General features: G+C 71.6%; 22 protein-coding genes. 6 read left to right on the top strand and 16 right to left on the bottom strand.

Features of this window, described 5'->3' with window-relative positions; genetic code table 11:
• Window positions 1-29: 29 nt before the first annotated feature.
• The 5 genes from IE248_RS03170 to IE248_RS03150 form a co-directional block, all read right to left on the bottom strand.
• Complete coding sequence (locus IE248_RS03170) at window positions 30-2,381, bottom strand: ABC transporter permease (RefSeq protein ID WP_190029901.1); 2,352 nt, start codon at window positions 2,379-2,381, stop codon at window positions 30-32.
• Window positions 2,378-3,064 (bottom strand): ABC transporter ATP-binding protein, encoded by a 687-nt coding sequence (locus IE248_RS03165; protein ID WP_008737345.1) that lies wholly within the window; start codon window positions 3,062-3,064, stop codon window positions 2,378-2,380. Before IE248_RS03165 ends, IE248_RS03170 begins: the two co-directional genes overlap by 4 nt.
• Window positions 3,061-3,585 carry a PadR family transcriptional regulator gene (locus IE248_RS03160; protein ID WP_008737343.1) on the bottom strand — a complete coding sequence of 175 codons (525 nt, stop codon included), beginning with the start codon at window positions 3,583-3,585 and terminating at the stop codon, window positions 3,061-3,063. Before IE248_RS03160 ends, IE248_RS03165 begins: the two co-directional genes overlap by 4 nt.
• A 116-nt stretch (window positions 3,586-3,701) precedes the next feature.
• Complete coding sequence (locus IE248_RS03155; protein WP_008737340.1) at window positions 3,702-3,977, bottom strand: type II toxin-antitoxin system antitoxin; 276 nt, start codon at window positions 3,975-3,977, stop codon at window positions 3,702-3,704.
• Window positions 3,974-4,912, bottom strand: a complete 939-nt coding sequence (locus IE248_RS03150; protein WP_073795166.1) for an SPFH domain-containing protein — start codon at window positions 4,910-4,912, stop codon at window positions 3,974-3,976. The genes IE248_RS03155 and IE248_RS03150 overlap by 4 nt, the downstream gene beginning before the upstream one ends.
• Window positions 4,913-5,145: 233 nt before the next feature.
• On the opposite strand from IE248_RS03150, the gene IE248_RS03145 reads away from it, so the two are divergent.
• Window positions 5,146-7,434 carry a transglycosylase domain-containing protein gene (locus tag IE248_RS03145; RefSeq protein WP_190029900.1) on the top strand — a complete coding sequence of 763 codons (2,289 nt, stop codon included), beginning with the start codon at window positions 5,146-5,148 and terminating at the stop codon, window positions 7,432-7,434.
• 110 nt (window positions 7,435-7,544) lie between these two features.
• Here the strand turns inward: IE248_RS03145 and IE248_RS03140 are convergent, their stop codons facing one another.
• From IE248_RS03140 to IE248_RS03125, 4 genes are all read right to left on the bottom strand, one after another.
• Window positions 7,545-9,008 (bottom strand): catalase, encoded by a 1,464-nt coding sequence (locus tag IE248_RS03140; RefSeq protein WP_073795169.1) that lies wholly within the window; start codon window positions 9,006-9,008, stop codon window positions 7,545-7,547.
• 52 nt (window positions 9,009-9,060) lie between these two features.
• Window positions 9,061-11,268 carry an ATP-binding SpoIIE family protein phosphatase gene (locus tag IE248_RS03135; protein ID WP_190029899.1) on the bottom strand — a complete coding sequence of 736 codons (2,208 nt, stop codon included), beginning with the start codon at window positions 11,266-11,268 and terminating at the stop codon, window positions 9,061-9,063.
• Window positions 11,269-11,520: 252 nt separating this feature from the next.
• Entirely contained in the window at window positions 11,521-12,231 is a 711-nt protein-coding gene (gene fomD, locus IE248_RS03130; protein ID WP_190029898.1) for a cytidylyl-2-hydroxypropylphosphonate hydrolase, read from the bottom strand.
• A 104-nt stretch (window positions 12,232-12,335) separates the two neighbouring features.
• Window positions 12,336-13,775, bottom strand: a complete 1,440-nt coding sequence (locus tag IE248_RS03125) for a class II fumarate hydratase (protein WP_190029897.1) — start codon at window positions 13,773-13,775, stop codon at window positions 12,336-12,338.
• Window positions 13,776-13,880: 105 nt separating this feature from the next.
• On the opposite strand from IE248_RS03125, the gene IE248_RS03120 reads away from it, so the two are divergent.
• Complete coding sequence (locus IE248_RS03120; RefSeq protein WP_100581949.1) at window positions 13,881-15,407, top strand: ricin-type beta-trefoil lectin domain protein; 1,527 nt, start codon at window positions 13,881-13,883, stop codon at window positions 15,405-15,407.
• Between the two features lie 95 nt (window positions 15,408-15,502).
• On the opposite strand, the gene IE248_RS03115 is transcribed toward IE248_RS03120, so the two are convergent.
• Together IE248_RS03115 and IE248_RS03110 are read right to left on the bottom strand one after the other, a co-directional pair.
• On the bottom strand, window positions 15,503-16,270 hold the full coding sequence (locus IE248_RS03115; RefSeq protein WP_073795175.1) for a glycerophosphodiester phosphodiesterase: 768 nt from the start codon (window positions 16,268-16,270) through the stop codon (window positions 15,503-15,505).
• Between the two features lie 125 nt (window positions 16,271-16,395).
• The gene (locus IE248_RS03110; protein ID WP_037790900.1) at window positions 16,396-18,063 is read right to left on the bottom strand and encodes a fumarate hydratase; all 1,668 of its coding nucleotides are present in this window, start codon (window positions 18,061-18,063) and stop codon (window positions 16,396-16,398) included.
• 171 nt (window positions 18,064-18,234) lie between these two features.
• On the opposite strand from IE248_RS03110, the gene IE248_RS03105 reads away from it, so the two are divergent.
• Complete coding sequence (locus IE248_RS03105; protein ID WP_100582010.1) at window positions 18,235-18,906, top strand: DUF1707 SHOCT-like domain-containing protein; 672 nt, start codon at window positions 18,235-18,237, stop codon at window positions 18,904-18,906.
• Window positions 18,907-19,046: 140 nt separating this feature from the next.
• A complete protein-coding gene (locus IE248_RS03100) occupies window positions 19,047-19,445 on the top strand; it encodes a WhiB family transcriptional regulator (protein WP_008737317.1) in 399 nt (132 codons plus the stop codon).
• A gap of 120 nt (window positions 19,446-19,565) precedes the next feature.
• Here IE248_RS03100 and glpX read toward each other — a convergent pair whose 3' ends face one another.
• Window positions 19,566-20,597, bottom strand: a complete 1,032-nt coding sequence (glpX, locus tag IE248_RS03095; protein WP_030159594.1) for a class II fructose-bisphosphatase — start codon at window positions 20,595-20,597, stop codon at window positions 19,566-19,568.
• 214 nt (window positions 20,598-20,811) lie between these two features.
• Between glpX and IE248_RS03090 the strand changes: the two genes are divergently transcribed.
• Window positions 20,812-21,339 carry a DUF4245 domain-containing protein gene (locus IE248_RS03090; protein ID WP_229895134.1) on the top strand — a complete coding sequence of 176 codons (528 nt, stop codon included), beginning with the start codon at window positions 20,812-20,814 and terminating at the stop codon, window positions 21,337-21,339.
• Window positions 21,340-21,412: 73 nt separating this feature from the next.
• Here the strand turns inward: IE248_RS03090 and IE248_RS03085 are convergent, their stop codons facing one another.
• The 4 genes from IE248_RS03085 to IE248_RS03070 all read right to left on the bottom strand — a co-directional run bounded on the left by IE248_RS03085 (window position 21,413) and on the right by IE248_RS03070 (window position 25,010).
• Window positions 21,413-22,006, bottom strand: a complete 594-nt coding sequence (locus IE248_RS03085; RefSeq protein ID WP_190029895.1) for a malonic semialdehyde reductase — start codon at window positions 22,004-22,006, stop codon at window positions 21,413-21,415.
• A 99-nt stretch (window positions 22,007-22,105) separates the two neighbouring features.
• Complete coding sequence (locus IE248_RS03080) at window positions 22,106-22,348, bottom strand: exodeoxyribonuclease VII small subunit (RefSeq protein ID WP_190029894.1); 243 nt, start codon at window positions 22,346-22,348, stop codon at window positions 22,106-22,108.
• Between the two features lie 35 nt (window positions 22,349-22,383).
• Window positions 22,384-23,604: an exodeoxyribonuclease VII large subunit gene (gene xseA, locus IE248_RS03075; protein WP_073795178.1), complete on the bottom strand. Its 1,221-nt coding sequence runs from the start codon at window positions 23,602-23,604 to the stop codon at window positions 22,384-22,386.
• A 32-nt stretch (window positions 23,605-23,636) separates the two neighbouring features.
• Window positions 23,637-25,010, bottom strand: a complete 1,374-nt coding sequence (locus IE248_RS03070; protein ID WP_190029893.1) for an APC family permease — start codon at window positions 25,008-25,010, stop codon at window positions 23,637-23,639.
• Between the two features lie 86 nt (window positions 25,011-25,096).
• On the opposite strand from IE248_RS03070, the gene IE248_RS03065 reads away from it, so the two are divergent.
• Window positions 25,097-26,089 (top strand): 4-hydroxy-3-methylbut-2-enyl diphosphate reductase, encoded by a 993-nt coding sequence (locus IE248_RS03065; protein ID WP_008737301.1) that lies wholly within the window; start codon window positions 25,097-25,099, stop codon window positions 26,087-26,089.
• The last annotated feature ends 8 nt before the right edge of the window (window positions 26,090-26,097 follow it).

Raw genomic sequence — 26,097 nt, 5'->3', positions numbered from 1 at the left:
GGGGGGCGTACGGGCCCGCCCGCCCGGTGTCACTCCGTGCGCAGGCCGTCCGGGCGCATCAGCCGCAGCAGCGGCGGCAGGCTGAGCAGGGTGACCACCAGGGCGACCCCGGCGCCGATGCCGGTCATCGCCGCCACCGAGGCCCAGTCGACGCGGACCCGTACGTTGCTCATCCGCATCAGGACCGCGCCGAGCGCGAGGCCGACGGTGTTCGCCAGCGCCAGGCCGAGGCCGATCGGCAGGGCCGTCTGCCAGAGCACCGACAGGCTCAGCGTGGAGCGCTTCGTACCGAAGGCGACCAGCGAGGACAGCAGCTTCCTGCGCTCGCGCAGCTGCTCCAGCTGGGAGACCAGCAGGCTGGCCCCGATCAGCACCAGCACCAGCGTCGCGCCGACGAACAGGCCGGTCCGGATGGAACCGAAGCGTGCGGAGGTCCGGGTCTGCGTGAGGGTCATGGCCGTGGCCAGCGGCTCGGCCTTGAAGGACGCGTTGCGGGCCAGCTCCAGCCCGTCCGGCACGGCCGGGTCCACCAGCACGTACACCTGGGCGAACTGGTGGGTCCCGAGGCTCTTGGGGGCGGCGGCCGGGGTGAGCAGGACGCCGGTGCGCAGCAGCCCGATCGGGTCCTTGTGGGCGGGCGCCGGGCGGGCGTCGGCGGGCACGGTCCAGGCGACCGGCGCGGAGCCGTCCGCTCCGGCTTCGGTGCCGCGCGGGTCGCCGACGTACAGCGTGGTGCCCGGGGCGGCGGGGGCTCCCTGCGGCGCGGAGGGGTCGGGGGCGCCGGTCAGGACGAAGGCGTCGCCGTCCTCGCAGGAGGGCAGCCGGGCGAGTTCGGCGAGGGCGGCGCAGCTGCCGATGTGGAGGTTGACGTCCTGGTCGGCCCGGTCCGGGTCGGGTGAGCCCGTGGTGGAGCGCAGCGCGACGGCCTTGGTGATGCCCTTGCTGCGGGCGACGGTCGCGGCCAGCTCGTCGAGCTTCGCATCGGTGCCGTGCCGGGGCATGATCGACACCGTGGCCCGGGCCGGGTCCTGGCCGGTGTCCTTGGTGTATTCGCCCTCCGTGCCGGCGAAGAGCATCTGGAGGGCGATGGCCCCGGCGACCGCGACCGCGATGCCGCCCACCAGCCGGGCGGCGGTGCCGCTGGTGAGCTGGAGCCGGCGGACGGCCAGCTGCCAGGAGACCCCGCCGGAGCCGCCGAGCCGGCCGACGACCCGCTCCAGGAGCCAGGGCAGCAGCACGGTGATGCCGACCAGCAGCAGGACGACGCCGCCGGAGACCTGCCACTGGTTGAACTGCCCGCCCTCGTTGCCGCGGCCCATCATCGGGGCCAGCAGGCCGAGTCCGGCGAGCGGCAGCAGCAGCCGCCACCAGATCCGGCGCCTGCGGGGAGTGGCCGTACGCACCACGCCCAGCGGTTCGATGACCACGCCCCGCAGCGCGAGCAGGGTCACGGCGACGGCCGCCGCCGGGACCGCCAGCGCGATGAGGGAGGCCAGCCAGAACTCCGGGTTGAGGTCGTGGGGGAAGACGCTGCGCTGGGAGATGCTCACGGCCCCGGCCAGCTGCCGGGCGACCAGGAAGAATCCGGTGCCCACCAGCAGGCCGATCACCGAGCCGGCGAAGGCCTCGCCCGCCGCGATCCGGCGCACCATCCGGCCGTCGGCGCCGACCAGGCGGAGCGCGGCGAGCCTGCGGTCGCGGCGGTCGCCGCCGAAGCGGACGGCGGCCGCGATGAACACGGCGACCGGCATCAGGAGCGCGACGAAGGTCAGCACCACCAGGAGGGTGAGGACGGGATCGAGCGGCGGGGCCTCGATGTGGTTCTCGAAGGCCGTGATCCGTTCCACGTACGTGCCGTCGGCGATTTTCCCGAGCTGGTCGGAGCCGATGTAGAAGTAGAGGTCGCCGGGGCCGACCAGGCCCTCGTCCCCGATGGTGGAGACGATCTTCCCGTCGAGGCGCTCGCGCAGCAGCTTGCCCTCGGCGGTCTTCATCAGCTCGTCGAGGGCGGGGGAGACGGCCATCTCGCCCGGGCCGGGGAACGCGGTGAGCCCGGGCGGCAGCGGGGCGTCCGGGCCCTCGGGCTGCAGCAGCCGGCCGTCGACGCCGTACGAGCGGTACGACTGGTCGACCTGCGCGGTCAGCAGGGTGTCGCGTCCGGGCCGCTCGGCGGTCGGGGAGCTGAACGTGGTGCGCGCGGCGCCGCGCTCGTCGCGGGCCGACATCGCGGACGGCAGCGCGCTGGTGATCAGCAGCAGCGCGACGCCGAGGCCGACGCCGATGCCGGTGAGCAGGGTGCGGGTCCAGCCCTCGCGGCCGCCGGCGAAGGCGAACCGGGTGCCGAGGGCGAGGTCGCGCGCCCAGGTGCGGGGCTTGCTCATACGATGCGCTCCATGTCGCGGGACTTGCCGTCGCGCACGACGATCTCGCGGTCGGAGTAGGCGGCCACCCGGGTCTCGTGGGTGACGAGGACGACGGCCGCGTTCGCGGACCGGGCGGCCTCGGTGAGCAGTTGCATCACCAGCTCCCCGTTGAGGGAGTCGAGGGCGCCGGTGGGCTCGTCGGCGAATATCACGCGCGGCTGGGTGACCAGGGCGCGGGCGACGGCCACGCGCTGGCCCTGGCCGCCGCTGACCTCGCCGGGGCGCTTGGAGCCGAGATCGGCCACCTCCAGCTCGGACATCCAGTGCAGGGCGGTCCGCTCGGCCTCCTTGCGCCTGACGCCGGCGAGGCGCAGCGGCAGGGCGACGTTCTCCACGCAGGTGAGCTCGGGGACGAGCTGGCCGAACTGGAAGACGAAGCCGAACTCGCCGCGCCGCAGGGCGCTGCGCTCGGAGTCGTTCATCGCGGACAGCTCGCGGCCGGCGTAGGTGATGGTGCCGGAGTCGGGCGTGACGATCCCGGCGAGGCAGTGCAGGAGCGTCGACTTGCCGGAGCCGGAGGGCCCCATGACGGCGACGACCTCACCGGGGTGGATCGAGAACTCGGCGCCGTCGAGCGCCTTGGTGGGCCCGTACGCCTTGCGGAGGTCCGTGGCGCAGAGCAGGGTGCCGGCCGGGGTCATCGGCGTACCTCCTGGGCGAGCTGGCCGAGGCGGGCCGCGGTGAGTTCGAGCCACCGCAGGTCCGCTTCGAGATGGAACAGGGCGTGGTCGCAGACGAGCTGGTCGGCGAGGTCGCCCTTGCGCTTGCGCTGGGTCAGGATCCGCATGAGCCGCAGGTGCTCGGCGCGCTGGACGTCCAGCAGCTCGGCGGCGCCGCGGCCGGTGAGCAGGGCGAGGACGACCTTGGTGTAGAGGGTCGAGTGGAGGTACGGCTCCGGCTTCTCCGGCTGGGAGAGCCAGGTCTCGACATCGGTGATGCCGGCGTCCGTGATGGCGTACCGCTTGCGGTCGGGACCGCCGCCGCTCTCTATCCCGTCGACCTCGACGAGGCCGTTCTTCAGGAGGCGGGACATGGTCGAGTAGACCTGCCCGTAGGCGAGGGGGCGGTCGTGGCCGAACTTCTCGTCGAAGGCGCGCTTGAGGTCGTAGCCGTGGCGCGGGCCGGCCTCCAGGAGGCCGAGCAGGGTGTGACCGATGGACATGCCGGTGACTCTACACCGGGTGTATACCCTCGGTGTATACGCACCGGGTATAGATCCGGAAACGGGCGCGGCCCCGGATCTCCGCAGAGGTCCGGGGCCGCTGTCTTCCGTACGGGCTAACCCTGCGGGCTCCGCCCGGCGCCCTGGTCGGGGGGCTTGGGCGGGCGGCCGCGGGGCGGGATCGGGCCCGCGCCGCCGGGGAGGCGGCCGGCCTCGCCCAGGGCGCGGCGGAGCAGGAACTCGATCTGCGCGTTCGCGCTGCGCAGTTCCTCGCCCGCCCAGCGCGCGAGGGCGTCGTACACCTGCGGGTCGAGCCGGAGGAGTACCTGCTTGCGCGCCTGCCGGCCCGCCTTCGCGGGCTGCTCCGGTTCGCCGTCGGTGTCGGGGCTCACTGGTAGAGGGTGCCCGTGTTCACGACGGGCTGGGCCGCGCGGTCGCCGCAGAGGACCACCATCAGGTTCGAGACCATGGCCGCCTTGCGCTCCGGGTCCAGATCCACGATGCCCTCCTCCGCCAGCCGGGTCAGGGCCAGCTCGACCATGCCCACCGCTCCTTCGACGATCTGCTTGCGCGCCGCCACGACCGCGCCCGCCTGCTGGCGCTGGAGCATCGCGGAGGCGATCTCCGGAGCGTACGCGAGATGCGTGAAGCGGGACTCGATGATGTGCACGCCGGCCGCCTCGACCCGGGCGTGGAGCTCGACGGCGAGCTTCTCGGTGATCTCCTCGGCGTTGCCGCGCAGGGACAGGCCGCCTTCGTCGTGCGAGTCGTAGGGGTACTCGATGGCGATGTGGCGCACGGCCGCCTCGGTCTGCGTCTCCACGAACTCCGTGAAGTCATCCACCTCGAACACCGCCCGCGCGGTGTCCTCGACCCGCCAGACCACGACGGCGGCGAGCTCGATGGGGTTGCCGTATGCGTCGTTGACCTTCAGGACGGCCGTCTCGTGGTTGCGGACGCGGGTGGAGATCTTCTCGCGGGAGGTCAGCGGGTTGACCCAGCGCAGTCCGTCGGCGCGGATGGTGCCCCGGTAGCGGCCGAAGAGCTGGACCACGCGGGCCTCGCCCGGCGCGACCGTGTTGAGTCCGCTCATCGCGATGATCGCGGCGAGGACCAGCAGGATGCCGCCGAGGATGAGCGCGACCTTGGCGCCGACCGTCGTGGCCGCGGCTCCGAAGGCGATCAGGCCCGCGCCGGCTATGACGCCCAACAGGCCCAGCAGCAGGGCCAGTCCGCCTCCGACGGAGCGCGCCGCGACCTCCCGTACGCCGTGCGAGGTCCCCGTAGCGGCGTTCGTGTCCGCGTCGATGGCTGATGCGTTTGTCATGGACTGCCCCCGTTTGTTCGGTCGTGGTCGCTCGGACCCTCTAGCAAAGTGATATCACTTTTTGGGTTCTCCGCAACCCTTCCGCCATCCTGTACGTCGGTTCCAGTGATGTGGGTGCTGATTCTCACGTCCGAAATGACCTGTATTGATCAGGGTTAGCCAACCTTTGTCACAGCCTGCGGTGTTAGCTTTCTGAGCTGACGTCGGGGGGGTAATCGAGCGGAGCGGGAGCGATGGGCCGAGCAGAAGCGCGACGGGCGCAGCAGCAGCGCGGAGCGCGGCGGGCACCGGGCGGGCGCGCCAAGAGTGGCAAGGACGGCAAGGGCAGCGCCGGCAAGCCGAAGGGCATACGTCGCTTCTTCACCTGGAAGAAGGTCCTCGGAACCTTCTTCGGGCTGATGCTGCTCGGCATGGGCGCTCTGGTGTTCCTCTACTACTCCGTGGAGCCGCCGGACCCGAACGAGAAGGCGACGCTCCAGAGCAACGTCTACAAGTACTCCGACGGCACGCTCATGGCGCGCACCGGCGGCCTCAACCGCGAGATCCTCCCGATCAGCAAGATCCCGGAGGACGTCCAGACGGCCTTCATCGCGATCGAGAACAAGTCCTTCTACAAGGACAGCGGCATCGACGTGATGGGTGTGGCCCGAGGCCTCTTCAACACCGTCACGGGCAAGGGCAAGGCCGGTGGTTCGACGATCACCCAGCAGTACGTCAAGAACTACTACCTGACCCAGGACCAGTCGGCGACGCGCAAGGTCCGGGAGCTGATCATCTCCCTCAAGGTCGACCAGCGCATGGAGAAGCCCGAGATCCTCGCCGGTTACCTGAACACCAACTTCTACGGCCGCAACGCCTACGGCATCCAGGCCGCGGCCCAGGCCTACTACGGCGTCGACGCCGAAAAGCTGACGCTGGAGCAGGGCGCCTACCTCGCCGCCGTCATCCAGGCCCCCAGCCAGTACGACTGGGCGACCGCCGGACCGAACGGCAAGCGGCTGGTCATGATCCGCTTCAACGCCGTCCTCGACAACATGGTCGAGATGAAGAAGCTGACCCCGGAGAAGCGCAAGGAGATCAAGTTCCAGGAGCCGATCCAGCCCAAGGCGCCCCCGGGCATGGAAGGCCAGAAGGGCTACCTGGTCCAGGCCGCCGAGGACGAGCTCGACCGGCAGGGCATCCCCGAGTCGGAGCTCAAGGCCGGCGGCTGGACGATCACCCTCAACATCGACAAGAACCGCCAGGCGGCGATGGAGAAGGCCGTCCAGGACGAGCTGGAGTCCAAGCTCGACCGCAAGGACACCAAGAAGCGCCCCGTCGACCAGAGCGTGCAGGCCGGCGCCACCTCCGTGGACCCGAAGACCGGCGCGATCGTCGCCATGTACGGCGGCCTGGGCCGGTCCCAGCAGTGGAACAGCAACGCCCTGCGCACCGACTATCAGCCCGGCTCGACCTTCAAGCCGATCGTGCTCGCGTCCGCCCTGGAGAACAAGGCGACCACCCAGGACCACAAGCCGATCAACCCGAACACGCTCTACGACGGCACCAGCAAGCGCAAGGTGGTCGGCAGCGACGTCCCGTTCAACCCGCAGAACCAGGACGACAAGGACTACGGCGACCCGATGATGACCGTGCAGGAGGCCACCAACTGGTCGGTGAACTCCGTGTACGCGCAGATGATCGTGGACACCAAGCCGTCGGCCGTGAAGCAGACGGCCCTCGAACTGGGCATGCAGGACCGTGACGGCTGGCCCGGCGACAAGCCGGCCATGACGCTCGGCACCATGAGCGCCAACACGCTGGAGATGGCCGGCGTCTACGCCACCTTCGACAACCACGGCAAGAAGGTCACCCCGACCATCGTCAAGAGCGCGACGCACAAGGACCGGCAGTTCAAGCCGGCCCCCGCCATCGGCGGCCAGGCCATCACCCGCGAGACCGCCGACACCGTCACCAAGGTGCTCACCGGTGTCGTCAACGAGGGCTCGGCGAAGGTCGTCAAGAGCTCCGCCTACGAGGCCGCCGCCAAGACCGGTACCACCGAGAAGAACGTGGCCGGCTGGTTCACCGCCTACACCCCGGAACTCGTCACCGTCGTGGCGATCTTCGGTGAGGAGCCGGGCACCCACACGCAGGTCACCCTGACCGGCGCCGCCGGTGGTGGCCGCGCCGGTGGTGGTACCTTCCCCGCCGAGATCTGGCAGGCGTACACCCTCGCCGCGCTCAAGGGCGTCAAGACGGGCGAGTTCAAGCTGCCGGACGCCGAGATGGGCACCCCGCAGGTACCCAGCCGCAGCGCCTCCCCGTCGTCCTCGCCGAGCCAGTCCGCGAGCACCAGCTCGTCGCCGAGCACCAGCCGCTCGCCGAGCAACAGCCCGGACCCGAGCCAGAGCTCGACCAAGCCGGACCCGAGCACCAGCCAGAGCCCGGTCAAGCCGAGCACCAGCCAGAGCCCGGTGAAGCCGAGCACGAGCCAGAGCCCGGTCAAGCCGCCGCCGATCCTGCCCGTCCCGGGCAACTGACGCCCACCGGCAGCCGGTACCGACACCGCCGCCCCGCAGCGCTCGCGCTACGGGGCGGCGGTGTTTTCGCTTCCGGTCCGCTTACGGTTCCGCTTCCGGGCGCCCGCGCCTCAGCCGCCCGAGACCGCCGCCGCGATCCGGTCGCCGACGGCCTTGTCGATGGCGCGCCAGTACTGGAAGGCGCGCTCCAGCACCGGGCCGCTGACCCCGTCCGACAGGTGCCCGCTGACGTTCGCCACGAGACGCTCGCGCGCCGCGTCGTCCAGCACCTGCCGCACCATCGTGCCCGGCTGGCCCCAGTCGTCGTCGGCGCTGCGCAGCGCGTACGCCTCCCGCACCATCTCGCCCGCCGTGGCCCAGCCGGCCGGCTCGCCGAAGCGGCCCACATCGGCCGCCGGGCCCCCGTACGAGTTCGGCGCGTACGGGCGGGCCGCGGCCGACGCCTCGAAGCGCATCGCGCCGTCCTTCGCGTACGAGGAGACCTGCGAGCGGGCCCGGTTCGGCGGGAGCTGCGCGTAGTTCGCCCCGATCCGGTACCGGTGCGTGTCGGGGTACGAGAACAGCCGGCCCAGCAGCATCTTGTCCGGCGACGGGCCGATGCCCGGCACCAGGTTGGAGGGCTCGAAGGCGGCCTGCTCGATGTGGACGAAGTAGTCGTCCGGGTTCTTGTCCAGGGTCATCCGGCCGACCTCGATCAGCGGATAGTCCTCGTGCGGCCACACCTTGGTCAGGTCGAACGGATTGAAGCGGTAGTCCGGCGCGTCCTCGAAGGGCATGACCTGGACGTACATCGTCCACGTCGGCGCCTCGCCGCCCGCGATCGACTCGTACAGGTCACGGCGGTGGAGGTCCGGGTCCTCGCCCGCCATCCGGTCGGCCTCGTCCTGGGTGAGGAACTCGATGCCCTGGTCGGTCTTGACGTGGTACTTCACCCAGAACTTCGCGCCGCCGCCGTTGACCCACAGGTAGGTGTGCGAGCCGTAGCCGTTCATGTGCCGGTACGACTTCGGGATGCCCCGGTCGCCCATCAGCCACGTCACCATGTGCGCGGACTCGGGGGACAGGGTCCAGAAGTCCCACTGCATGTCGTGGTCGCGCAGCCCGTTGTCGGGACGGCGCTTCTGCGAGCGGATGAAGTCCTGGAACTTGCTCGGGTCGCGTACGAAGAAGACCGGCGTGTTGTTGCCGACCAGGTCGTAATTCCCCTGGTTCGTATAGAACTTCAGGGCGAAGCCGCGCGGGTCCCGCCAGGTGTCGGGGGAGCCCTGCTCGCCCGCGACCGTCGAGAACCGGGCCAGCATCTCGGTCCTGCGGCCAGGCTGGAAGAGGTCGGCCTTGGTGAACTGGCTGACGTCGTTGGTCACCTGGAAGACGCCGTACGCGCCCGACCCCTTGGCGTGCACCACCCGTTCGGGGACCCGTTCGCGGTTGAACTGGGCCATCTTCTCGATCAGGTAGTGGTCCTGGAGCAGGATCGGGCCGTCCGGGCCGATGGTGAGCGAATGCTCGTCGCTCTCCACCGGAATCCCGGTGTTGGTGGTCGTGTACGGGATCTTCCGCGCTTCCTGGGTCACGAGGCGTCCTCCCCTGGGGTCGGTCGGTTCGTCTCCTCACACGCCTACCCAGTCAACGCCGATCATGCGCTCCCGGCAACGGGAGCTCGAACCAGACCACCTTTCCGCTGCTCAGCCTGGTCGCGCCCCAGCGGCGGGCCATCCGGTTGACCAGGAACAGGCCGCGGCCGCCCTCGTCGGTGTCCCGGGCGCGGCGCTGGCGGGGCAGCTGCGGGGAGTCGTCCCCGACCTCGCAGCGCAGCACGTCCGTACGCAGCAGGCGCAGCGTGACGGGCCGCTCCGCGTACCGCACGGCGTTCGTGACGACCTCGCTCACCAGCAGCTCCAGGGAGTCCTGGAGCTCCTCCAGGCCCCACCGGGTCAGCGCGCGGCGGGCGAACCGGCGGGCCCGGCCCGGAGCGGTCTCCTCCGGGTCCAGGAACCAGTACGCGACGTCGCTCGGCGCGATCCCGTCGAAGCGGGCCGCGAGCAGCGCGATGTCGTCGTCGCGGTCGCCCGGGCCGAGCATGTCGAGGACGTCGTCGCAGAGCGCCTCCAGCGGCGGCGGGTGGTCCAGGCCGGTCAGCTGGGCGGTGGTGGCGAGGCGCTCGCGGAGCTGCTCGATGCCGGTCCACACGTCGCGCAGCCGGGACTCCACCAGGCCGTCGGTGTAGAGGAGCAGGGTGGCCCCGGCGGGCGCGTCCAGCTCCACGGCCTCGAAGTCCACGCCGCCGACGCCGATCGGGGCGCCGGGAGGCACCCTGAGCACCTCGGCGCGGCCGCCCAGGTGCAGCAGCACGGGCGGTGGGTGGCCGGCGTTGGCGATGGTGATCCGGTGCGAGACGGGGTCGTAGACGGCGTAGAGGCAGGTGGCCATCCGGTCGGAGCCCAGGCGCTGCGCCTGCTCGTCGAGGTGGTGCAGCACCTCGGCCGGGGGCAGGTCGAGCTGCGCCAGCGTCTGGGCCGTCGTCCGCAGCTGGCCCATGATCGCGGCGGAGGTCATGGAGTGGCCCATCACGTCGCCGACGACGAGCGCGACCCGGCTGCCGGGCAGCGGTATGGCGTCGTACCAGTCGCCGCCGACCCGGGCCGTCTCGGCGGCGGGCAGGTAGCGGGAGGCGAGGCGGACCCCGGTGGGCTGGGGCAGGCCGTCGGGGAGCATGGTGCGCTGGAGCTCGTCGGCGATGTACGCCTCGCGGCCGTACAGGACGGCCTTGTCGATGCCGAGCGCGGTGTGGGTGGCCAGCTGGGCGGCGACCAGCAGGTCGTTGGTCTCGAAGGCGGGCCGGTCCGGGGTGCGCAGGAACACGGCCGCGCCGATGACGCGGCGGCGGCCCCGCAGCGGCGCCAGGATGGCGCGCTGCCCGCGCGGTACGGGGTGCTCGGAGCCCAGCAGCTCCGGGAGGGCGGCCTTGGCGGCGGCGGAGGACCCGAAGACGGGCCGGACGCCGCGCAGCACCTCGGCGAGCGCCCCGCCGGAGCGGATCTCGCACAGCTCGGCGGCGGGCAGGTCACCCTGCGGGCCGACCAGCGGCAGCTGGCTGAAGTCGAGCTCGCCGGAGGGCCCGAGGAACCCGGCGCCGCCGAGCAGCCCCGCGCCGCCCATCAGGCCGGTGGGCGCCGGGACGCCCGCGGTCCGGTCGCTCTCGGCTCCGGTCAGGTCGTCGATCGGCCGGAGCCGGTCGGTGCGCCGGAGCCTTAAAACGACCGGGCCGACGGGGCGTTCGTCGCCCACGGGCAGGGGGTCGCGCAGGTAGACGAGGATGGCGTCCGAGAACGTCGGCACGGTGGCCCGGCACAGGCCGAGCACGATCTCGTCGAGGTCGATGCCGCGCGCGATCCGCCGGGTGGCGGCGCCGACGAACCGCAGCCGGTCGCCTTCCCGCCGGGCGGAGTTGATCTCCGGGATCACGCCGCCGCCGGACAGGCCGGCGCCGGCGCCGGCCTCGCCGTCCAGGACGTCGGCATCGGCGCCGGTGTCGATGGCGTCCGCGGCGTTGCGGGCGGCCGCGCCGTCCCGGGTGCGGGCCGTGACCTGGCCGCCCTCGCCGGCGGCCGGATCGGCCGTGGCCCGGGGCCGGGGCAGGCCGGAGGCCTCGGAGTGCGGGCGGGCGTCGGAGCCCGCCGCGCCGGCGCCGTCCGGTTCGTTGCCCGGGACCTGCGCATGCGTGCGCACGGCCTCGGCGGCCGCGATCGGCGCCTTGCCGTGGCCGGCGTCATCCGTTCCTCCGCCGGAGGCGACGGGCTGCGGGCCCTCCTGGGAGGTGGGGTACTCCGTCACGCGTGGAATTCCGTCCGTTTGCGCTCGATGTGCGCTGCACTCAACTCGGTCAGTCGCGGTATACCCGCTCAGCGGCAGGGGCACCACCGCCCCGAGGTTCCGCGTCCCGCTCGTTACCTCTCGCTCTGCGTTGATCTCCGGTCAAGTTCCGTGTACGGCACGTTATTTACGGATGTACAAGCACGCGGTGCACCGCGTGCCACCCAGCGGAGGACGATCCTACGTTTGAACCCCGGGGGCGCATCAAGGGTCTCATGAGGTCATATGCGCCGGGGTGCGGTCCCAGTCCTCGGGGAGGACCGGAACACCCCAGGCCGGATCCGGTCTCCAGTCCTGCCAGCGGTCGCGGAAAGGCGGTCCCCACGCCCGGATGACCTCGACGGCGGCGAGCCCGGCCTCCCGGACCCGCTCCGCCTGCTCCCGGCCCATCAGGCCGAGCTGCTGGGCCTGCGCGAACTCGTCCTCGTCCAGCCACTGCCAGCTGCGGTCCGGGTGCACGGCGATGTCCAGGAAGTGGTCCTCGGAATCCACCCCGCCGGCCCACCGGGCGCGGGGCTCCTCCAGGTTCACGTACCAGTTCTTGAACCGCCAGCCGCGCTCCCAGAACAGCCACACCGACCACGGGTCCCGGGGCCGGGCCAGCTTCAGCACCCCGGTGCCGAACCAGCGCGCCCGTACGGTGGTGCGCGGCGCGGTGTAGCGGGTGGCGAGCGGCTCCGCATGGACGGGGGTGCCGTCGGCGAGCACCGGCTTGACGCACTCGGTGCCGGGGGCCATCCACACGGCCAGCAGCTCCGGGGTGTCCTCGACCACGGTCACCGGGCGGCAGATGTGGACCTGGCCCTTCGACCCCGGGGCGTGATCGCGGTACCGCCACAGGATCTGCTCCCCGGGTGCCCAGCGCGTACCCGTCCAGCGCGTGTTCTGCGCGTCGCCGCCCCCGCGACCTCCGGTGCCTGTCATGCGCAGATCTTAGGGCTGGTGCCCCCGCGCCCGCTGCGGTGCAGGTCACCGAGGTGTGCGGGCGCGGGAAACGACCGGATCCGGCCCCCGGGGAGAAACGTTTTTCAGGGTCGCGTCATGCCCAGGACGTCGAGGGCGGCGTCCAGCTGTTCCAGGGTCAGGTCACCCCGGTCGACGTAGCCGGAGTCCAGTACGACCTCCCTGATCGTCTTGCGTTCGGCGAGGGACCTCTTCGCGACCTTGGCGGCCTCCTCGTACCCGATGTAGCGGTTCAGCGGGGTCACCACGGAGGGCGAGGACTCGGCGTACTCCCTGGCCCGCGCCACGTTGGCGGTGATTCCGTCGATCGTCCGGTCGGCCAGCAGCCGGCTCGCGTTGCCGAGCAGCCGGATCGATTCCAGCAGGTTCCGTGCCATCACCGGGAGCATCACGTTGAGCTCGAAATTGCCCGCCGCGCCCGCCACGGCGACCGCGGTGTCGTTCCCCGTCACCTGCGCGGCGACCATGAGCACGGCCTCCGGGACCACCGGATTGACCTTCCCGGGCATGATCGAGGACCCCGGCTGGAGGTCGGGCAGATTGATTTCGGCCAATCCTGTGCGCGGGCCGGAGGCCATCCAGCGCAGGTCGTTGCAGATCTTGGTGAGCGAGACGGCGATGGTGCGGAGCATCCCCGAGGTCTCGACCAGCGCGTCCCGCGCCCCCTGGGCCTCGAAGTGGTCGCGGGCCTCGGTCAGCGGCAGCCCGGTGGCGGCGGCCACCTCGGCGATCACGGCGGCCGCGAATCCGGGCGGGGTGTTGATCCCGGTGCCCACCGCGGTCCCGCCGAGCGGCAGTTCCGCGAGCCGCGGCAGGGCGGCGCGCAGCCGCTCGACCCCGTAGCGCACCTGGGCGGCGTACCCGCCGAACTCCTGGCCCAGGGTGACGGGGGTGGCGTCCATCAGGTGCGTGCGGCCGGCCTTGACCACCTCGGCGAACTCGGCGGACTTGCGCTCCAGGGCGGCCGCGAGGTGCTCCAGGGCCGGGATCAGCTCGCGGGTGACGGCGGCCGTCGCGGCGATGTGGATGGAGGACGGGAACACGTCGTTGGAGCTCTGCGAGGCATTGACGTGGTCGTTGGGGTGGACCTCGCGGCCGAGCCGCTCGGTGGCCAGGGTGGCGATCACCTCGTTGACGTTCATGTTGGACGAGGTCCCGGAGCCCGTCTGGAACACGTCGACGGGGAAGTGCTCGTCCCAGCGGCCCTCCGCGACCTCGGCGGCGGCGGAGCGGATCGCCTCGGCGAGGTCCTCGTCCACCACACCCAGGCGCGCGTTCACCGCGGCGGCCGCGCCCTTGACGCGGGCGAGGGCCTCGATGTGGGCGCGCTCCAGGCGCTGCCCGGAGACGGGGAAGTTCTCCACGGCGCGCTGGGTCTGGGCCCGCCACTTGGCGTGCGCGGGGACCCGTACCTCTCCCATCGAGTCGTGCTCGATCCGGTGGGAGCCGGGGGTCGCGCTGGGGGTCGCACCGGGGGTTGCACCTGCGCTCTGATCATCGGTCATGTTCATTGCCTCCTCAAAAAGTTGAGCAATTGTCTTGTCCGCGGTGTTCCCAACTCCCCTACCGGCCAGTAAATACCGTGGGTAACACCGACAGGGGAGGCGTTCATGGCACGTGTGCGTACCAGACCCGGGCTCAGATCTACCTTCGCCGCCGTCGCGGCGATCGCGGCCGCCCTCGGGGGCGTCACCGCCGTCACCCCCATGGCCCAGGCGGCCACCCCCGCCGCGGCCGTGACCCCGCTGCCGCCCGAACTGGAGGCCGTCCGCGCGGCGGAGGCCACCCGGATCTACGGCGACCCGGCGATCCGCCCGCTGAGCGAGCGCAAGACCGGCCTGATCTCGCTCGGCGACAGCGAGATCTCGGGCGAGGGCGTCGGCAACTACGACCCCGCCACGAACACGTCCGCCAACCAGTGCCACCGCTCGCCCGACTCCGCGATCCACCGCACCGGCATCCCGGCGGACCTCACCTTCAACGTCGCCTGTTCCGGCGGCTACACCGGCAACATCCGGATCGGCGGCAGCAAGCAGTACGCCGACGAGCTGGTGCAGAGCGACAGCCTCGCCATCAAGGCCCGCAACACGAAGATCAAGATGGTGCTGCTGGTCGCCGGCGCCAACGACGACCTCCAGTTCGGCCCGGTCATGACCGACTGCGTCACCCGCTGGGTGCTCAGCCAGGGCACCTGCGAGCCCAAGTACTCCGCGGGCTGGCAGGCCCGCGTCGACGGCCTGAAGCCCAAGGTGGAGGCGACCGTCGCCGACCTCAAGACGGTCATGCGCGGCGCCGGCTACGCCGACTCCGACTACAAGCTCGTCGTGATGGGCTACCCCAGCCCGATCGGCCCCGACTTCTACGACAACCCGGCCTTCCCCGGCAAGCTCCCCGGCGGCTGCGCCGGCTACGACTCCGACGCGCAGTGGGGCCGCAACGTCGCGGTGCCGGCCTTCGAGAAGGGCGTGCGCGCCGCCGCCCTCGCGGCGGGCGCCACCTACCTCGACAACTCCCGCCTCTTCCACGGCCACGAGGTGTGCATGGAGGACGCCTGGGCCCGCGGCCTCTACCTGGACCTCGGCGACCACTTCCCGTGGGACGAGAACACCGCCCGGCAGTCCTTCCACCCCAACTACCGGGGCCACGGCGCCTTCGCGTCCTGCCTGACCCAGCTGTACGACTCGGGCCTGCGCGAGGCCTCCTGCGCCGACCCGGCGAGCACGGGCACCCCGGTCCTCCAGGCCGGAGCCTGGGACTCCCTCTACGCGCCCCTGAGGAACGAGGCGACCGGCAACTGCCTCGACTCCTTCGGCGGCGCCAGCGCGAACGGCACCAAGGTGGTCGGCTGGGACTGCCACGCCGGCCGCAACCAGGGCTGGTGGTACGACCCCGCGACGAAGTCCGTCCACGTAGAGCTCACCCACGACCGCTGCCTGGACGTCCCCGGAGCCAACTACGGCGCCGGCGCCGCCCTGATCCTCTGGAACTGCCACGGCGGCGCCAACCAGCGGTTCGTCCGCGACGGCGCCACCCTGCGCCCCGCGGCCGCCACCGGCATGTGCCTCACCGTGGCCGCCGCGCACGAGCCGCTGCGCCTGCAGACCTGCGACGGCTCGGCGAAGCAGCGCTTCGCGTAGCGGAGCTGACCGCACTCCGATCGACCCGCACTCCGATCCCGAATCCCCCCACACCCGGCCGGCGCACCCCGGCCGGGTGCCCGTACGCCGGACGCTCACAGGGCGTACAGGTGCTCCCGTACCTCCCGGGGCCGGTTGGTGATGATCGTGTCCACGCCGAGGCGCAGGCACAGCTCCACGTCCTCCGGCTCGTCCACGGTCCACACCCGCACCGACAGCCCCCGGGCCTTCAGCCGGCCGACCAGCCCCGGATCCCGGCGGACCAGCTCGATCCCCGGACCCGCGTGCGTGGCGAACGGCGGCCGCACGGGCCGCAGCCGCCGCTCCATCAGGTACACGGCCGGCAGCCCCGGCGCGAGCCGGTGCATCCGGGTCAGAGCGGTCCGGGAGAAGCTCATCACCTCGACGCGCCCGTCGGAGCCGTCGGCGAGCCCGTACGCCCGCAGCACCCTCACCAGCTCGGCCTCCAGCGCCCCGCCCGCCCGCGTCGGGTGCTTGGTCTCGACGGCCAGCCCGACGGGCCGGTCCGCGGCCAGCGCCTCCTCCAGCAGGTCCTCGAAGAGCAGCACCCGCGCGCCGCGGTGCTCCGCGCCCTTCCAGCCGCCGAAGTCGAGCGCGGCCAGCTCCTCGTACGTCATCTCGGAGACGACCCCGCGCCCGTCGGAGGTCCGCTCGACGCGCCGGTCGTGGACACAGACGAGGCGGCGGTCGGCGGTGAGCCGCACATCGCATTCGAGGGCGTCGGCCCCGTCGGCGATGGCCTGCCGGTAGGCGGCGAGCGTGTGCTCGGGATGCTCGTGGGAGGCCCCGCGATGGGCGACCACCCTGGTCGCGCGGGCGGTGGAGAGGAACAGCCGGGTCATGCCACCGACGTTATCCGGCCGCGCCGCCCCGGCGGGCGCAGCATGCCGCACCAATGGGCGAACAGCTCGTGACGCTTCACCGCGCCCGTGCGCGGCGCCCCCGGGGCGGGGGCGCCGCGGGTGGGTCAGGCCAGGCCCGGGCCGCGGACCGGGATGTGGGTGAAGGTCGGCTCCGGGGCCGGGTTCTGGAAGAAGTCGTTGCCCTTGTCGTCCACGACGATGAACGCCGGGAAGTCCTCGACCTCGATCTTCCAGACCGCCTCCATGCCGAGCTCCTCGTACTCCAGGACCTCGACCTTCTTGATGCAGTCCTGCGCGAGGCGCGCCGCCGGGCCGCCGATCGAGCCGAGGTAGAAGCCGCCGTGCGCACCGCACGCGTCCGTCACCTGCTGCGAGCGGTTGCCCTTGGCCAGCATGACCTTCGAGCCGCCCGCCGCCTGGAACTGCTCGACGTAGGAGTCCATCCGGCCTGCCGTGGTCGGGCCGAAGGAGCCCGAGGCGTAGCCCTCGGGGGTCTTCGCCGGGCCGGCGTAGTAGACCGGGTGGTCCTTCAGGTACTGCGGCATCGGCGCGCCCGAGTCCAGCAGCTCCTTGATCTTGGCGTGCGCGATGTCGCGCGCCACGACCAGCGGGCCGGTCAGGGACAGCCGGGTCTTGACCGGGTGCTCGGTCAGGGTCGCGAGGATGTCGTCCATCGGCTGGTTCAGGTCGATGGAGACGACGTCCGAGGAGTCGCTGAGGTGCTCGTCCGTGGTGTCCGGGAGGAAGCGGGCCGGGTCGCGCTCCAGCTGCTCCAGGAAGACGCCCTCGGCGGTGATCTTCGCGGTCGCCTGGCGGTCCGCCGAGCAGGACACGGCGATCGCCACGGGAAGGGACGCGCCGTGGCGGGGGAGGCGGACGACGCGCACGTCGTGGCAGAAGTACTTGCCGCCGAACTGAGCGCCGATGCCGATCTTCTGGGTCAGCTCGAAGACCTGCTGTTCGAGGTCGACGTCGCGGAAGCCGTGGCCGAGCGGCGAGCCCTCGGTGGGGAGCTCGTCCAGGTAGTGGGCCGAGGCGTACTTCGCGGTCTTGAGCGCGTGCTCCGCCGAGGTGCCGCCGACCACGATCGCCAGGTGGTAAGGCGGGCAGGCCGCGGTACCGAGCGAGCGGATCTTCTCCTCCAGGAACTTCATCATGGAGGCCTCGTTCAGGACCGCCTTGGTCTCCTGGTAGAGGAAGGACTTGTTGGCCGAGCCGCCGCCCTTGGCCATGAAGAGGAACTTGTACGCGCCGCCGTCGGTCGCGTACAGCTCGATCTGCGCGGGCAGGTTCGAGCCGGTGTTCTTCTCCTCCCACATGGTGAGGGGGGCCATCTGCGAGTAGCGCAGGTTCAGGCGCGTGTACGCGTCGAAGATGCCGCGGGACAGGGCCGCCTCGTCGGCGCCCTCCGTCAGCACGTTCTGGCCGCGCTTGCCCATCACGATCGCCGTGCCCGTGTCCTGGCACATCGGCAGGACGCCGGCCGCCGCGATGTTCGCGTTCTTCAGCAGGTCGAGCGCGACGAACTTGTCGTTCGACGAGGCCTCGGGGTCGTCGATGATCCGGCGCAGCTGCGCGAGGTGCGCGGGGCGCAGGAAGTGCTGGATGTCGTGGATCGCCTCTTCGGCGAGCTTGCGCAGCGCCTCCGGCTCGACCTTGAGGAACGTACGGCCGTCGGCCTCGAAGGTCGAGACGCCGTCCGCGGTCACCAGCCGGTAGGGGGTGGCGTCCTCGCCCAGGGGGAGGAGATCGGTGTACTGAAACTCTGGCATGACGGCAGTCATTCCTCACTCGGCAGACAGCACTGACGACCATTTGGCAGCGCGGCTATCCAGCGTAGGACCTCCCTCCGGCGCCGTGCTTGTGAGGTAAGGCTCACTAGCCGCCGCGACGCGGATCTCGGCCGCTATCGCGATCTATCGTGTCTGGCTATGCTGAGCGGCGTGGACTTGGAAAAGCACCCCGCCGCCCCCGCCCCCGCCGCGCCCGCCGGTCTGCGCGCCTCCGACGCCGACCGGGACCGGATCGCGTCGATCCTCGCCGACGCCCTCGCGGAGGGCCGGCTGACCGCCGACGAGCACTCCGAGCGCCTCGACTCGCTGTACGCCGTGAAGACGGTCGGCGAGCTGGAGGTGCTGGTACGTGACCTGCCCGTGCCCGGCACCACCCCGCAGGTCCCGGCCGCCGGGGCCGGTTACGCCGTCGGTCCGGCGGCGGGCGCGGCCGTCGACACCGTCGTCGCCGTGTGCAGCAGCTCCGCCCGCAAGGGCCGCTGGCGGCCGGGCGCGCACACCCGGGCCGTCTCCGTCATGGGCGACATCAGCATCGACCTCACCGAGGCCGTCTTCGAGCAGCAGGTCACGGAGATCAACGTGACGTGCGTCCTCGGCAACGTCGAGGTCCTGGTCCCGGAGAACGTCACCCTGCGCGGCTACGGCAGCGGCGTCCTCGGGAACTTCGAGGTGCGCGGCGAGGGCCGGGGCGAGAGCGACCCGCAGGCGCCCGTCGTGATCGTGCGCGGCTTCGCGCTGCTGGGCAACATCGAGGCCCGGCCCAAGCCCGGCGCGCGCCTGGTGAACCTGGCGCTGAAGTTGCAGAAGCGCCCGAAGGGGTAGGACCGTCCCACGGGCGCATGTCAGCGTCATGTTTCGGTCGAAGCCCCGCCCCACGCGGCACGGGGTGCATAGGGGCGCGCACAGCGGGTAGGGACAGGTGCATCGTCTCTCGCTCGCGTATACGTCGTCAGGAGTAGACCGTGCAGCATCCGCCGCATCAGTCCCTGCAGGTAGCCGCCGTACAGAGCCTTCAGGGGCGTCCGGCCGCCGTGCCGAAGCCGCGGGTGGCGGCGAGGGAAGAGGACGGCCCATGGCACGCGGAGGCGGTGTGCCGCCGGGACGAGGCGGGGCTCTTCTTCGCCCCCTCCAAGGAGCCGACCGCCGCCAGGCTCTCGCGCGAGGAGGCCGCCAAGCGGGTCTGCGCCCGCTGTCCGGTCATGGTCGCCTGCCGGGAACACGCGCTGCTCCAGCCGGAGCCGTACGGGGTCTGGGGCGGGCTGACGGCCGCCGAGCGCCGGGTGGTGCTGGCCCGCAGGCGCCGCCGGGCGGCGGAATTGCGCCAGGCTCCGGGGGCCGGACCGATCGCCGCCGCCGGCTAGGAAGCCGCCGTTCGGACTCGCGAGAGCCGATCCAGCCGTTCAGGAAACGCCGGAGGGGCGGTCCCGCCGCACACGGGAACCGCCCCTCTCGTCTGCCGTCGGCCGGACCGGCGGCCGTCCCTACTGGGCGCGGTCGAAGTCGATCGCGCTGTACGCGCGCAGCTTCGACAGGCGGTGGGTCGAGTCGATCTGCCGGATCGTGCCCGACTTCGAGCGCATGACCAGCGAGGACGTGGTGGCGGTCTCGGAGCGGTAGTGGACGCCGCGCAGCAGCTCGCCGTCCGTGATGCCGGTGGCGACGAAGAAGACGTTGTCGCCGGAGACCAGGTCGTTGGTGTGCAGGACCCGGTCCAGGTCGTGGCCCGCGTCGATGGCCTTCTGGCGCTCGGCCTCGTCCTTCGGCCACAGCTTGCCCTGGATCGTGCCGCCGAGGCACTTTATGGCGCACGCCGAGATGATGCCCTCGGGGGTGCCGCCGATGCCCAGGAGCAGGTCCACGCCGGTGCCCTCGCGCACTGCCATGACCGAGCCCGCGACGTCGCCGTCGGAGATGAACTTGATGCGCGCGCCGGTCTCGCGGATCTCCTTGACGATGCCCTCGTGGCGGGGGCGGTCCAGGATGATCACCGTGACGTCCTCGACAGCCATGTTCTTGGCCTTGGCGACGCGGCGGATGTTGACCGAGACCGGGGCGTTGATGTCGACGAAGTCGGCGGCCTCGGGACCGGTGACCAGCTTCTCCATGTAGAAGACCGCGGACGGGTCGAACATGGTGCCGCGGTCGGCGGCCGCGAGCACGGCGATGGCGTTCGGCATGCCCTTGGCGTTCAGGGTGGTGCCGTCGATCGGGTCCACGGCGATGTCGACCTCGGCGCCGGTGCCGTCGCCCACCCGCTCGCCGTTGAAGAGCATGGGGGCCTCGTCCTTCTCCCCCTCGCCGATGACGACGACGCCGTTCATCGAGACGGTGGAGATCAGGGTGCGCATGGCGTTGACCGCGGCGCCGTCCGCGCCGAGCTTGTCGCCGCGCCCGACCCAGCGGCCGGCGGCCATGGCGGCGGCCTCGGTCACCCGGACGAGTTCGAGGGCGAGGTTGCGGTCGGGGGCCTCGGGAGAGACTTCGAGCTGGGGCGGCAGGTTGTGCTCGGTCATCGGAGCGCACCTTTCTGTACGACGACGGCCGGGATGTGAGGGTGCTGGAACTCTATCGGTACGTCGATAAATTGAGCAGACCGGGTCACGTATGAGCGGCGTATCGGTCAGCTGATTGGCCTGAGCGGACGTCTTGCGTCCCACCGGGTGCGCCGCGCCGCCCCCCGGGCGGTGATCGCTCCCGGGGATGCGGGACGATGGTGCCGTGGCAGGTATGAAAGGCAAGCAGACGATCTGGGACATGGTCCGGTCGCTGGCGGTGATCGGTCTCGTCGTCGGGGGGATCTACATCTTCATCCCGCATGACGAGGACGGCGATCCGACACGCGTGGTCGACTACCGGGTGGAGACGATCACGGCCCGGCGCGCGGCCCCGTACCCGCTGGCCGCGCCCGTCGGCCTGGCCAAGGAGTGGCGGGCGACCTCGGTGGAGTACGAGCGCAAGAACGCCAACTCCTGGCACCTCGGCTTCCTCGACCCGCAGGACCAGTACGTGGCCGTCGAGCAGTCCAGCGAGCCGTCGGACAAGTACCTCGCGAAGATCACCCAGCAGGCGAAGGCCACCGGGCAGACGCAGCAGGTCGGCGACACCGCCTGGGAGCGCTGGGAGGGCGAAAAGTACGACGCGCTCGTCCGGCGGGGGGAGGGCTACGTCACCGTCGTGACCGGTACGGCCCCCTTCGAGCAGCTCGGCGCGATGGCGTCGGCCCTGGAGTTCAAGCAGACGCCCGCCGCCGGCTAGGGCCTGTCCTCCGGACGTGAAGAAGCCGCCCGCCCCGGGATCCGGGGCGGGCGGCTTCTTCGTGGCGCGGGGCTCAGACGGTCGTGACGACCTGGTCGAACTCCAGGCGCGGGGCGCGGCCGAACGCGGCGGGCTCGTCGCTCGGCTTGCCGATGTTGACGACCATCAGCGGGGTGTGGTCGTCGTCCAGGAACTCCTTCTGGAGGCCCGCGAAGTCCGCACCGGTCATCGGGCCGGCGGCGAGACCGGCGGCGCGGACGCCGACGATGAAGTACGCGGCCTGCAGCGCGGTGTTCAGGAGCGCGGACTGCTCGCGGACCGGGCGCTCGGCGAAGAAGACGTCCTTGGCCTGCGGGAAGTGCGGCAGCAGAGCCGGGAGCTCCTCGTGGAACTCGTTGTCGGCGGAGAGGATCGCGACCAGCGGGGCGGCGGCGGTCTTGGCCTTGTTGCCCTCGGCCATGTGCCGCACGAGGCGCTCGCGGGCCTCGGCGGAGCGGACCAGGGTGATGCGCAGCGGCGTCTGGTTGAAGGCGGTGGGGCCGTACTTCACCAGGTCGTAGATCGCCTGGACCTGCTCCTCGGTCACCGGCTCGTCGGAGAACGAACCAACGGTGCGAGCCTCGCGGAACAGCAGGTCCTGCGCGGCGGAGTCAAGAACGAGAGACATCGGAAAGCCTTCTTACGTACAGGGGGGTGAAGCCGATGTCCCGACTCTACGACGCAGATAGATGAAACTTCAACTAAATCCGCTCCGAGGTGAGGCGGATCACTTTCGGCCACCCTCCGGATCCCCGTCCGGGGTCCCGGCCTCCCGGGCCGCCAGCGCCGAGTCCAGCCGGGCGCGGGCCCCCTCCAGCCAGTGCCGGCAGACCTGCGCGAGCTCCTCGCCCCGCTCCCACAGGGCCAGGGACTCCTCCAGCGAGGTACCGCCGGCCTCCAGCCTGCGGACGACCTCGACGAGTTCGTCGCGCGCCTGCTCATACCCAAGCGATGTATCGGTTTCAGCCATTCCCGTTTCCCACCTCGAATGTATCCAGTGTCAGTTCAGTGCTGCGGCGGGCCGTCGACCCGTACGTGGAACTCGCCCTCCGCGACCCGCGCGCGCAGCTCGTCGCCCTCCGCGACCTCCTCCGGCGAGCGCACCACGTGCCCGTCCGCCCGCTGGAGCACCGCGTACCCCCGCTCCAGCGTCGCCGCCGGGGACAGCGCCACCACCCGGGCCAGGGTGTGCGTCAGCTCCGAGTCCGCCCGGTCCAGCAGGTGCCCCAGGGTCCGCCGGCTGCGCGCCAGCAGCGCCTCCACCTCCTCCTCCCGGGTCTCCACCATGCGCTGCGGGTGGACGAACACCGGGCGCGCGAGCGCGTGGGCCAGCCCCCGCTCCTCCCGGTCGAGCAGCCCCCGGACCGCGCGCAGCCCCCGGCCCTGCAGCTGACGTACGCGTTCCAGCTCCTCGTTGACGTCCGGGACCACCTTCTTCGCGGCGTCCGTCGGCGTGGAGGCCCGCAGGTCCGCCACCAGGTCCAGCAGCGGGGAGTCCGGCTCGTGCCCGATTGCCGAGACCACCGGGGTCCGGGCCGCCGCCACCGTCCGGACGACCTCCTCGTCGGAGAACGGCAGCAGGTCCTCCACGCTGCCGCCGCCGCGGGCCACGATGATCACGTCCACCTCGGGCAGCGCGTCGAGCTCCTGGACCGCCCGGATCACCTGTGCCGCCGCGTGCACCCCCTGGACCGCCACGTTGCGCACCTCGAAGCGGACCGCCGGCCAGCGCCGCCGGGCGTTCTCCAGTACGTCGCGCTCGGCCGCCGAGGCCCGCCCCACCACCAGCCCGATCAGCTGCGGCAGGAACGGCAGCGGCTTCTTGCGGTCCAGCGCGAACAGCCCCTCGGAGGCCAGCGACCGCTTCAGCCTCTCCAGCCGGGCCAGCAGCTCGCCGATGCCGACCGGCCGTATCTCCGTGGCCCGCAGGGACAGCTGCCCGCGCGGGGCGTACCACTCCGGCTTGGCCAGGACGACGACCCGCGCGCCCTCCGTCACGGCGTCCGCGACCTCGTCGTAGACCTGCCGGAAGCAGGTCACGCTGAGCGAGATGTCATGCGAGGGATCGCGCAGCGTCAGGAAGACCACCCCCGCCCCCGGCCGCCGCGAGAGCTGCGTGATCTGCCCCTCCACCCACACCTGGCCGAGCTTGTCGATCCAGCCCCCGATGAGCCGGGACACCTGCCCGACCGGCAGCGGCGCGTCAGCCGACGTATTCAGACCCATGCACGCAGGCTAACGGGCCGCGCCGACAGAGGTCAGGGGGCGTCCCCCGGGGCGTCCTCCGCGCGTCGCCCGCGCTGCGCCACCAGCACGCACAGGCCCACCACCAGCCACACCGCCCCCACCAGCTGCGCCGTCCAGGACGCCTCGACGATCACCGCGACGGTCACCAGCGCGCCCAGCACCGGGATCACCAGGTGCTTCCACCAGATCGGCGGACCCTCGGCGCGCCGGACCACGAACCAGCCGACCACCGAGGCGTGCAGCAGGGTGAACGCCACCAGCGCCCCGATGTCGACCACCGAGACCAGGTGGTCGAGACCGTCGTCGCGGCGCGCCGCCCACACCGCCGCGACCAGCGTGATCGTCGCCGCCACCAGCAGGGCCGGCCGGGGCGTCCCGTCCGAGGTGCGCGCCAGCGCCCGCGGCAGCCGCCGCTCCCGGGCCATCGCGAACACCAGCCGGCCGGCCGCCGCCTGCCCGGCCAGCGCCGCGAACGCCGCCCCGATCGCCTTGCTGGCGGCGACCAGGTCGTGCAGCCAGCCCCCGACCGAGAACTCCACCGCGTCGTAGAACGCCGGCCCCTGCCGCCCCGGATCGGCCGCCAGCTCCGCCGAGGACACCGGCATCAGCAGCGCCACCAGATAGCTCTGCGCGATGAACAGCACCCCGGCCATCGCCAGACAGCACAGCACCGCCCGCGCCACCTTCTCCGAGCCGCCCGTCGCCTCCTCCGCGAAGGAGGCGATGGCATCGAAGCCCAGGTACGAGAGCACCGCCACCGACACCGCGCCCAGTACGGCGGCCGTCGGGAAACCCAGCGAGCCGTCACCGGTGAACGGTGACAGCCAGCCGCGCTGCGCCCCGCCCTGGACCAGCACCGACACCGCGGCCACCACGAACACCAGCAGCACCGCGATCTCCAGGGCCAGCACGGCGAACCCCACCCGCGCGGCCGCCCGTACGCCCCACAGGTTCAGCAGGGTCGTCACGATCACCGCCAGAGCCGTCCACACCCACCGGGACACCTCCGGGACCAGCGCGTTCATCGCGATCCCGGAGAACAGATAGGCCACGGCCGGGATCAGCAGGTAGTCGAGCATCGCCATCCACCCGGCGATCAGCCCCGGCCCCTCGCCGAGGCCCTTGCGGGCGTAGGTGAACACCGAGCCGGCCTGCGGGGCGACCCGCACCATCTGCGCGTAGGAGAAGGCGGTGAAGCCCATCGCGACCGTCGCGAACAGGTAGACGAGGGCGACCGCCCCGTGCGACTTGGCGTCGAGGGTGCCGAACACCCCGACCGGGGCCATCGGAGCGATGAACAGCAGCCCGTAGACGACCAGGTCCCGGAAGCCGAGGCTGCGCCGGAGCGAGGTCCGCTCCGCACCGGGCTCCGTCACGGCCGCCATCGTTCCTCCGGGGTATGGGCAGTACGGACATTCGACCCAGTCTGTGCCGAACGGGCGACGACCGGCCTGCTGGAGTCCCCCGTACGATGGAGCACATGACTGCTCCCGCTTCCCGCCGTGTCCTGCTCGCCGCCCCCCGCGGCTACTGCGCGGGCGTCGACCGAGCCGTGATCGCTGTCGAGAAGGCTCTCGAGCAGTACGGTGCGCCGGTCTACGTCCGCCACGAGATCGTGCACAACAAGTACGTCGTCCAGACGCTGGAGAAGAAGGGCGCCATCTTCGTCGAGCGGACGGAGGAGGTGCCCGAGGGCTCCATCGTGATGTTCTCCGCGCACGGCGTGGCCCCGGTGGTGCACGAGGAGGCCGCCCGCGGCAAGCTCGCCACGATCGACGCGACCTGCCCGCTGGTCACCAAGGTGCACAAGGAAGCCATCCGGTACGCGAACGAGGACTTCGACATCCTCCTCATCGGCCACGAGGGCCACGAGGAGGTCATCGGCACCTCCGGCGAGGCCCCCGAGCACATCACCATCGTGGACGGCCCCCACGACGTGGAGAAGGTCCAGGTCAGGGACGAGTCGAAGGTCGTCTGGCTGTCGCAGACCACCCTCTCGGTCGACGAGACGATGGAGACGGTCGACGCGCTGAAGACCAAGTTCCCGCTGCTCGTCTCGCCGCCGAGCGACGACATCTGCTACGCCACCTCCAACCGCCAGGCCGCGGTCAAGGTGATGGGCGCCGACTCCGACCTGGTCATCGTCGTCGGCTCGAAGAACTCCTCGAACTCCATCCGGCTCGTCGAGGTCGCCCTGGACGCCGGCGCGCGCGCCGCGTACCTCGTCGACTTCGCCAGCGAGATCGACGAGGCCTGGCTGGAGGGCGTCACCACCGTCGGCCTGACCTCGGGCGCCTCGGTGCCGGAGGTCCTCGTCGAGGAGGTGCTGGAGTGGCTCACCCAGCGCGGCTTCGCGGACGTGGAGATCGTCAAGACGGCCGAGGAATCGATCGTCTTCTCGCTGCCGAAGGAGCTGCGCCGCGACCTGCGCGCGGAGGCGGCTCGGCTGATCGCCGAGAAGTAGCGCGCGTC

Source organism: Streptomyces goshikiensis, from assembly GCF_014650555.1.
In the GTDB taxonomy this organism is placed as follows: Bacteria; Actinomycetota; Actinomycetes; order Streptomycetales; family Streptomycetaceae; genus Streptomyces; species Streptomyces goshikiensis.
Note: the sequence above shows the minus strand (reverse complement) of the source record. Positions and strands in the feature narration are given on the sequence as shown.

What these genes read in the sequence shown, in the direction of transcription:
- IE248_RS03165 (WP_008737345.1), bottom strand. Translation starts at nt 3,064, where the DNA reads ATGACCCCGGCCGGCACCCTGCTCTGCGCCACGGACCTCCGCAAGGCG.
- fomD (WP_190029898.1), bottom strand. Translation starts at nt 12,231, where the DNA reads ATGACAGGCACCGGAGGTCGCGGGGGCGGCGACGCGCAGAACACGCGC.
- IE248_RS03145 (WP_190029900.1), top strand. Translation starts at nt 5,146, where the DNA reads ATGGGCCGAGCAGAAGCGCGACGGGCGCAGCAGCAGCGCGGAGCGCGG.
- IE248_RS03090 (WP_229895134.1), top strand. Translation starts at nt 20,812, where the DNA reads ATGAAAGGCAAGCAGACGATCTGGGACATGGTCCGGTCGCTGGCGGTG.
- IE248_RS03065 (WP_008737301.1), top strand. Translation starts at nt 25,097, where the DNA reads ATGGAGCACATGACTGCTCCCGCTTCCCGCCGTGTCCTGCTCGCCGCC.
- IE248_RS03120 (WP_100581949.1), top strand. Translation starts at nt 13,881, where the DNA reads ATGGCACGTGTGCGTACCAGACCCGGGCTCAGATCTACCTTCGCCGCC.
- IE248_RS03080 (WP_190029894.1), bottom strand. Translation starts at nt 22,348, where the DNA reads ATGGCTGAAACCGATACATCGCTTGGGTATGAGCAGGCGCGCGACGAA.
- IE248_RS03115 (WP_073795175.1), bottom strand. Translation starts at nt 16,270, where the DNA reads ATGACCCGGCTGTTCCTCTCCACCGCCCGCGCGACCAGGGTGGTCGCC.
- IE248_RS03170 (WP_190029901.1), bottom strand. Translation starts at nt 2,381, where the DNA reads ATGAGCAAGCCCCGCACCTGGGCGCGCGACCTCGCCCTCGGCACCCGG.
- IE248_RS03160 (WP_008737343.1), bottom strand. Translation starts at nt 3,585, where the DNA reads ATGTCCATCGGTCACACCCTGCTCGGCCTCCTGGAGGCCGGCCCGCGC.
- xseA (WP_073795178.1), bottom strand. Translation starts at nt 23,604, where the DNA reads ATGGGTCTGAATACGTCGGCTGACGCGCCGCTGCCGGTCGGGCAGGTG.
- IE248_RS03125 (WP_190029897.1), bottom strand. Translation starts at nt 13,775, where the DNA reads ATGACCGATGATCAGAGCGCAGGTGCAACCCCCGGTGCGACCCCCAGC.
- glpX (WP_030159594.1), bottom strand. Translation starts at nt 20,597, where the DNA reads ATGACCGAGCACAACCTGCCGCCCCAGCTCGAAGTCTCTCCCGAGGCC.
- IE248_RS03085 (WP_190029895.1), bottom strand. Translation starts at nt 22,006, where the DNA reads ATGTCTCTCGTTCTTGACTCCGCCGCGCAGGACCTGCTGTTCCGCGAG.
- IE248_RS03110 (WP_037790900.1), bottom strand. Translation starts at nt 18,063, where the DNA reads ATGCCAGAGTTTCAGTACACCGATCTCCTCCCCCTGGGCGAGGACGCC.
- IE248_RS03150 (WP_073795166.1), bottom strand. Translation starts at nt 4,912, where the DNA reads ATGACAAACGCATCAGCCATCGACGCGGACACGAACGCCGCTACGGGG.
- IE248_RS03070 (WP_190029893.1), bottom strand. Translation starts at nt 25,010, where the DNA reads ATGGCGGCCGTGACGGAGCCCGGTGCGGAGCGGACCTCGCTCCGGCGC.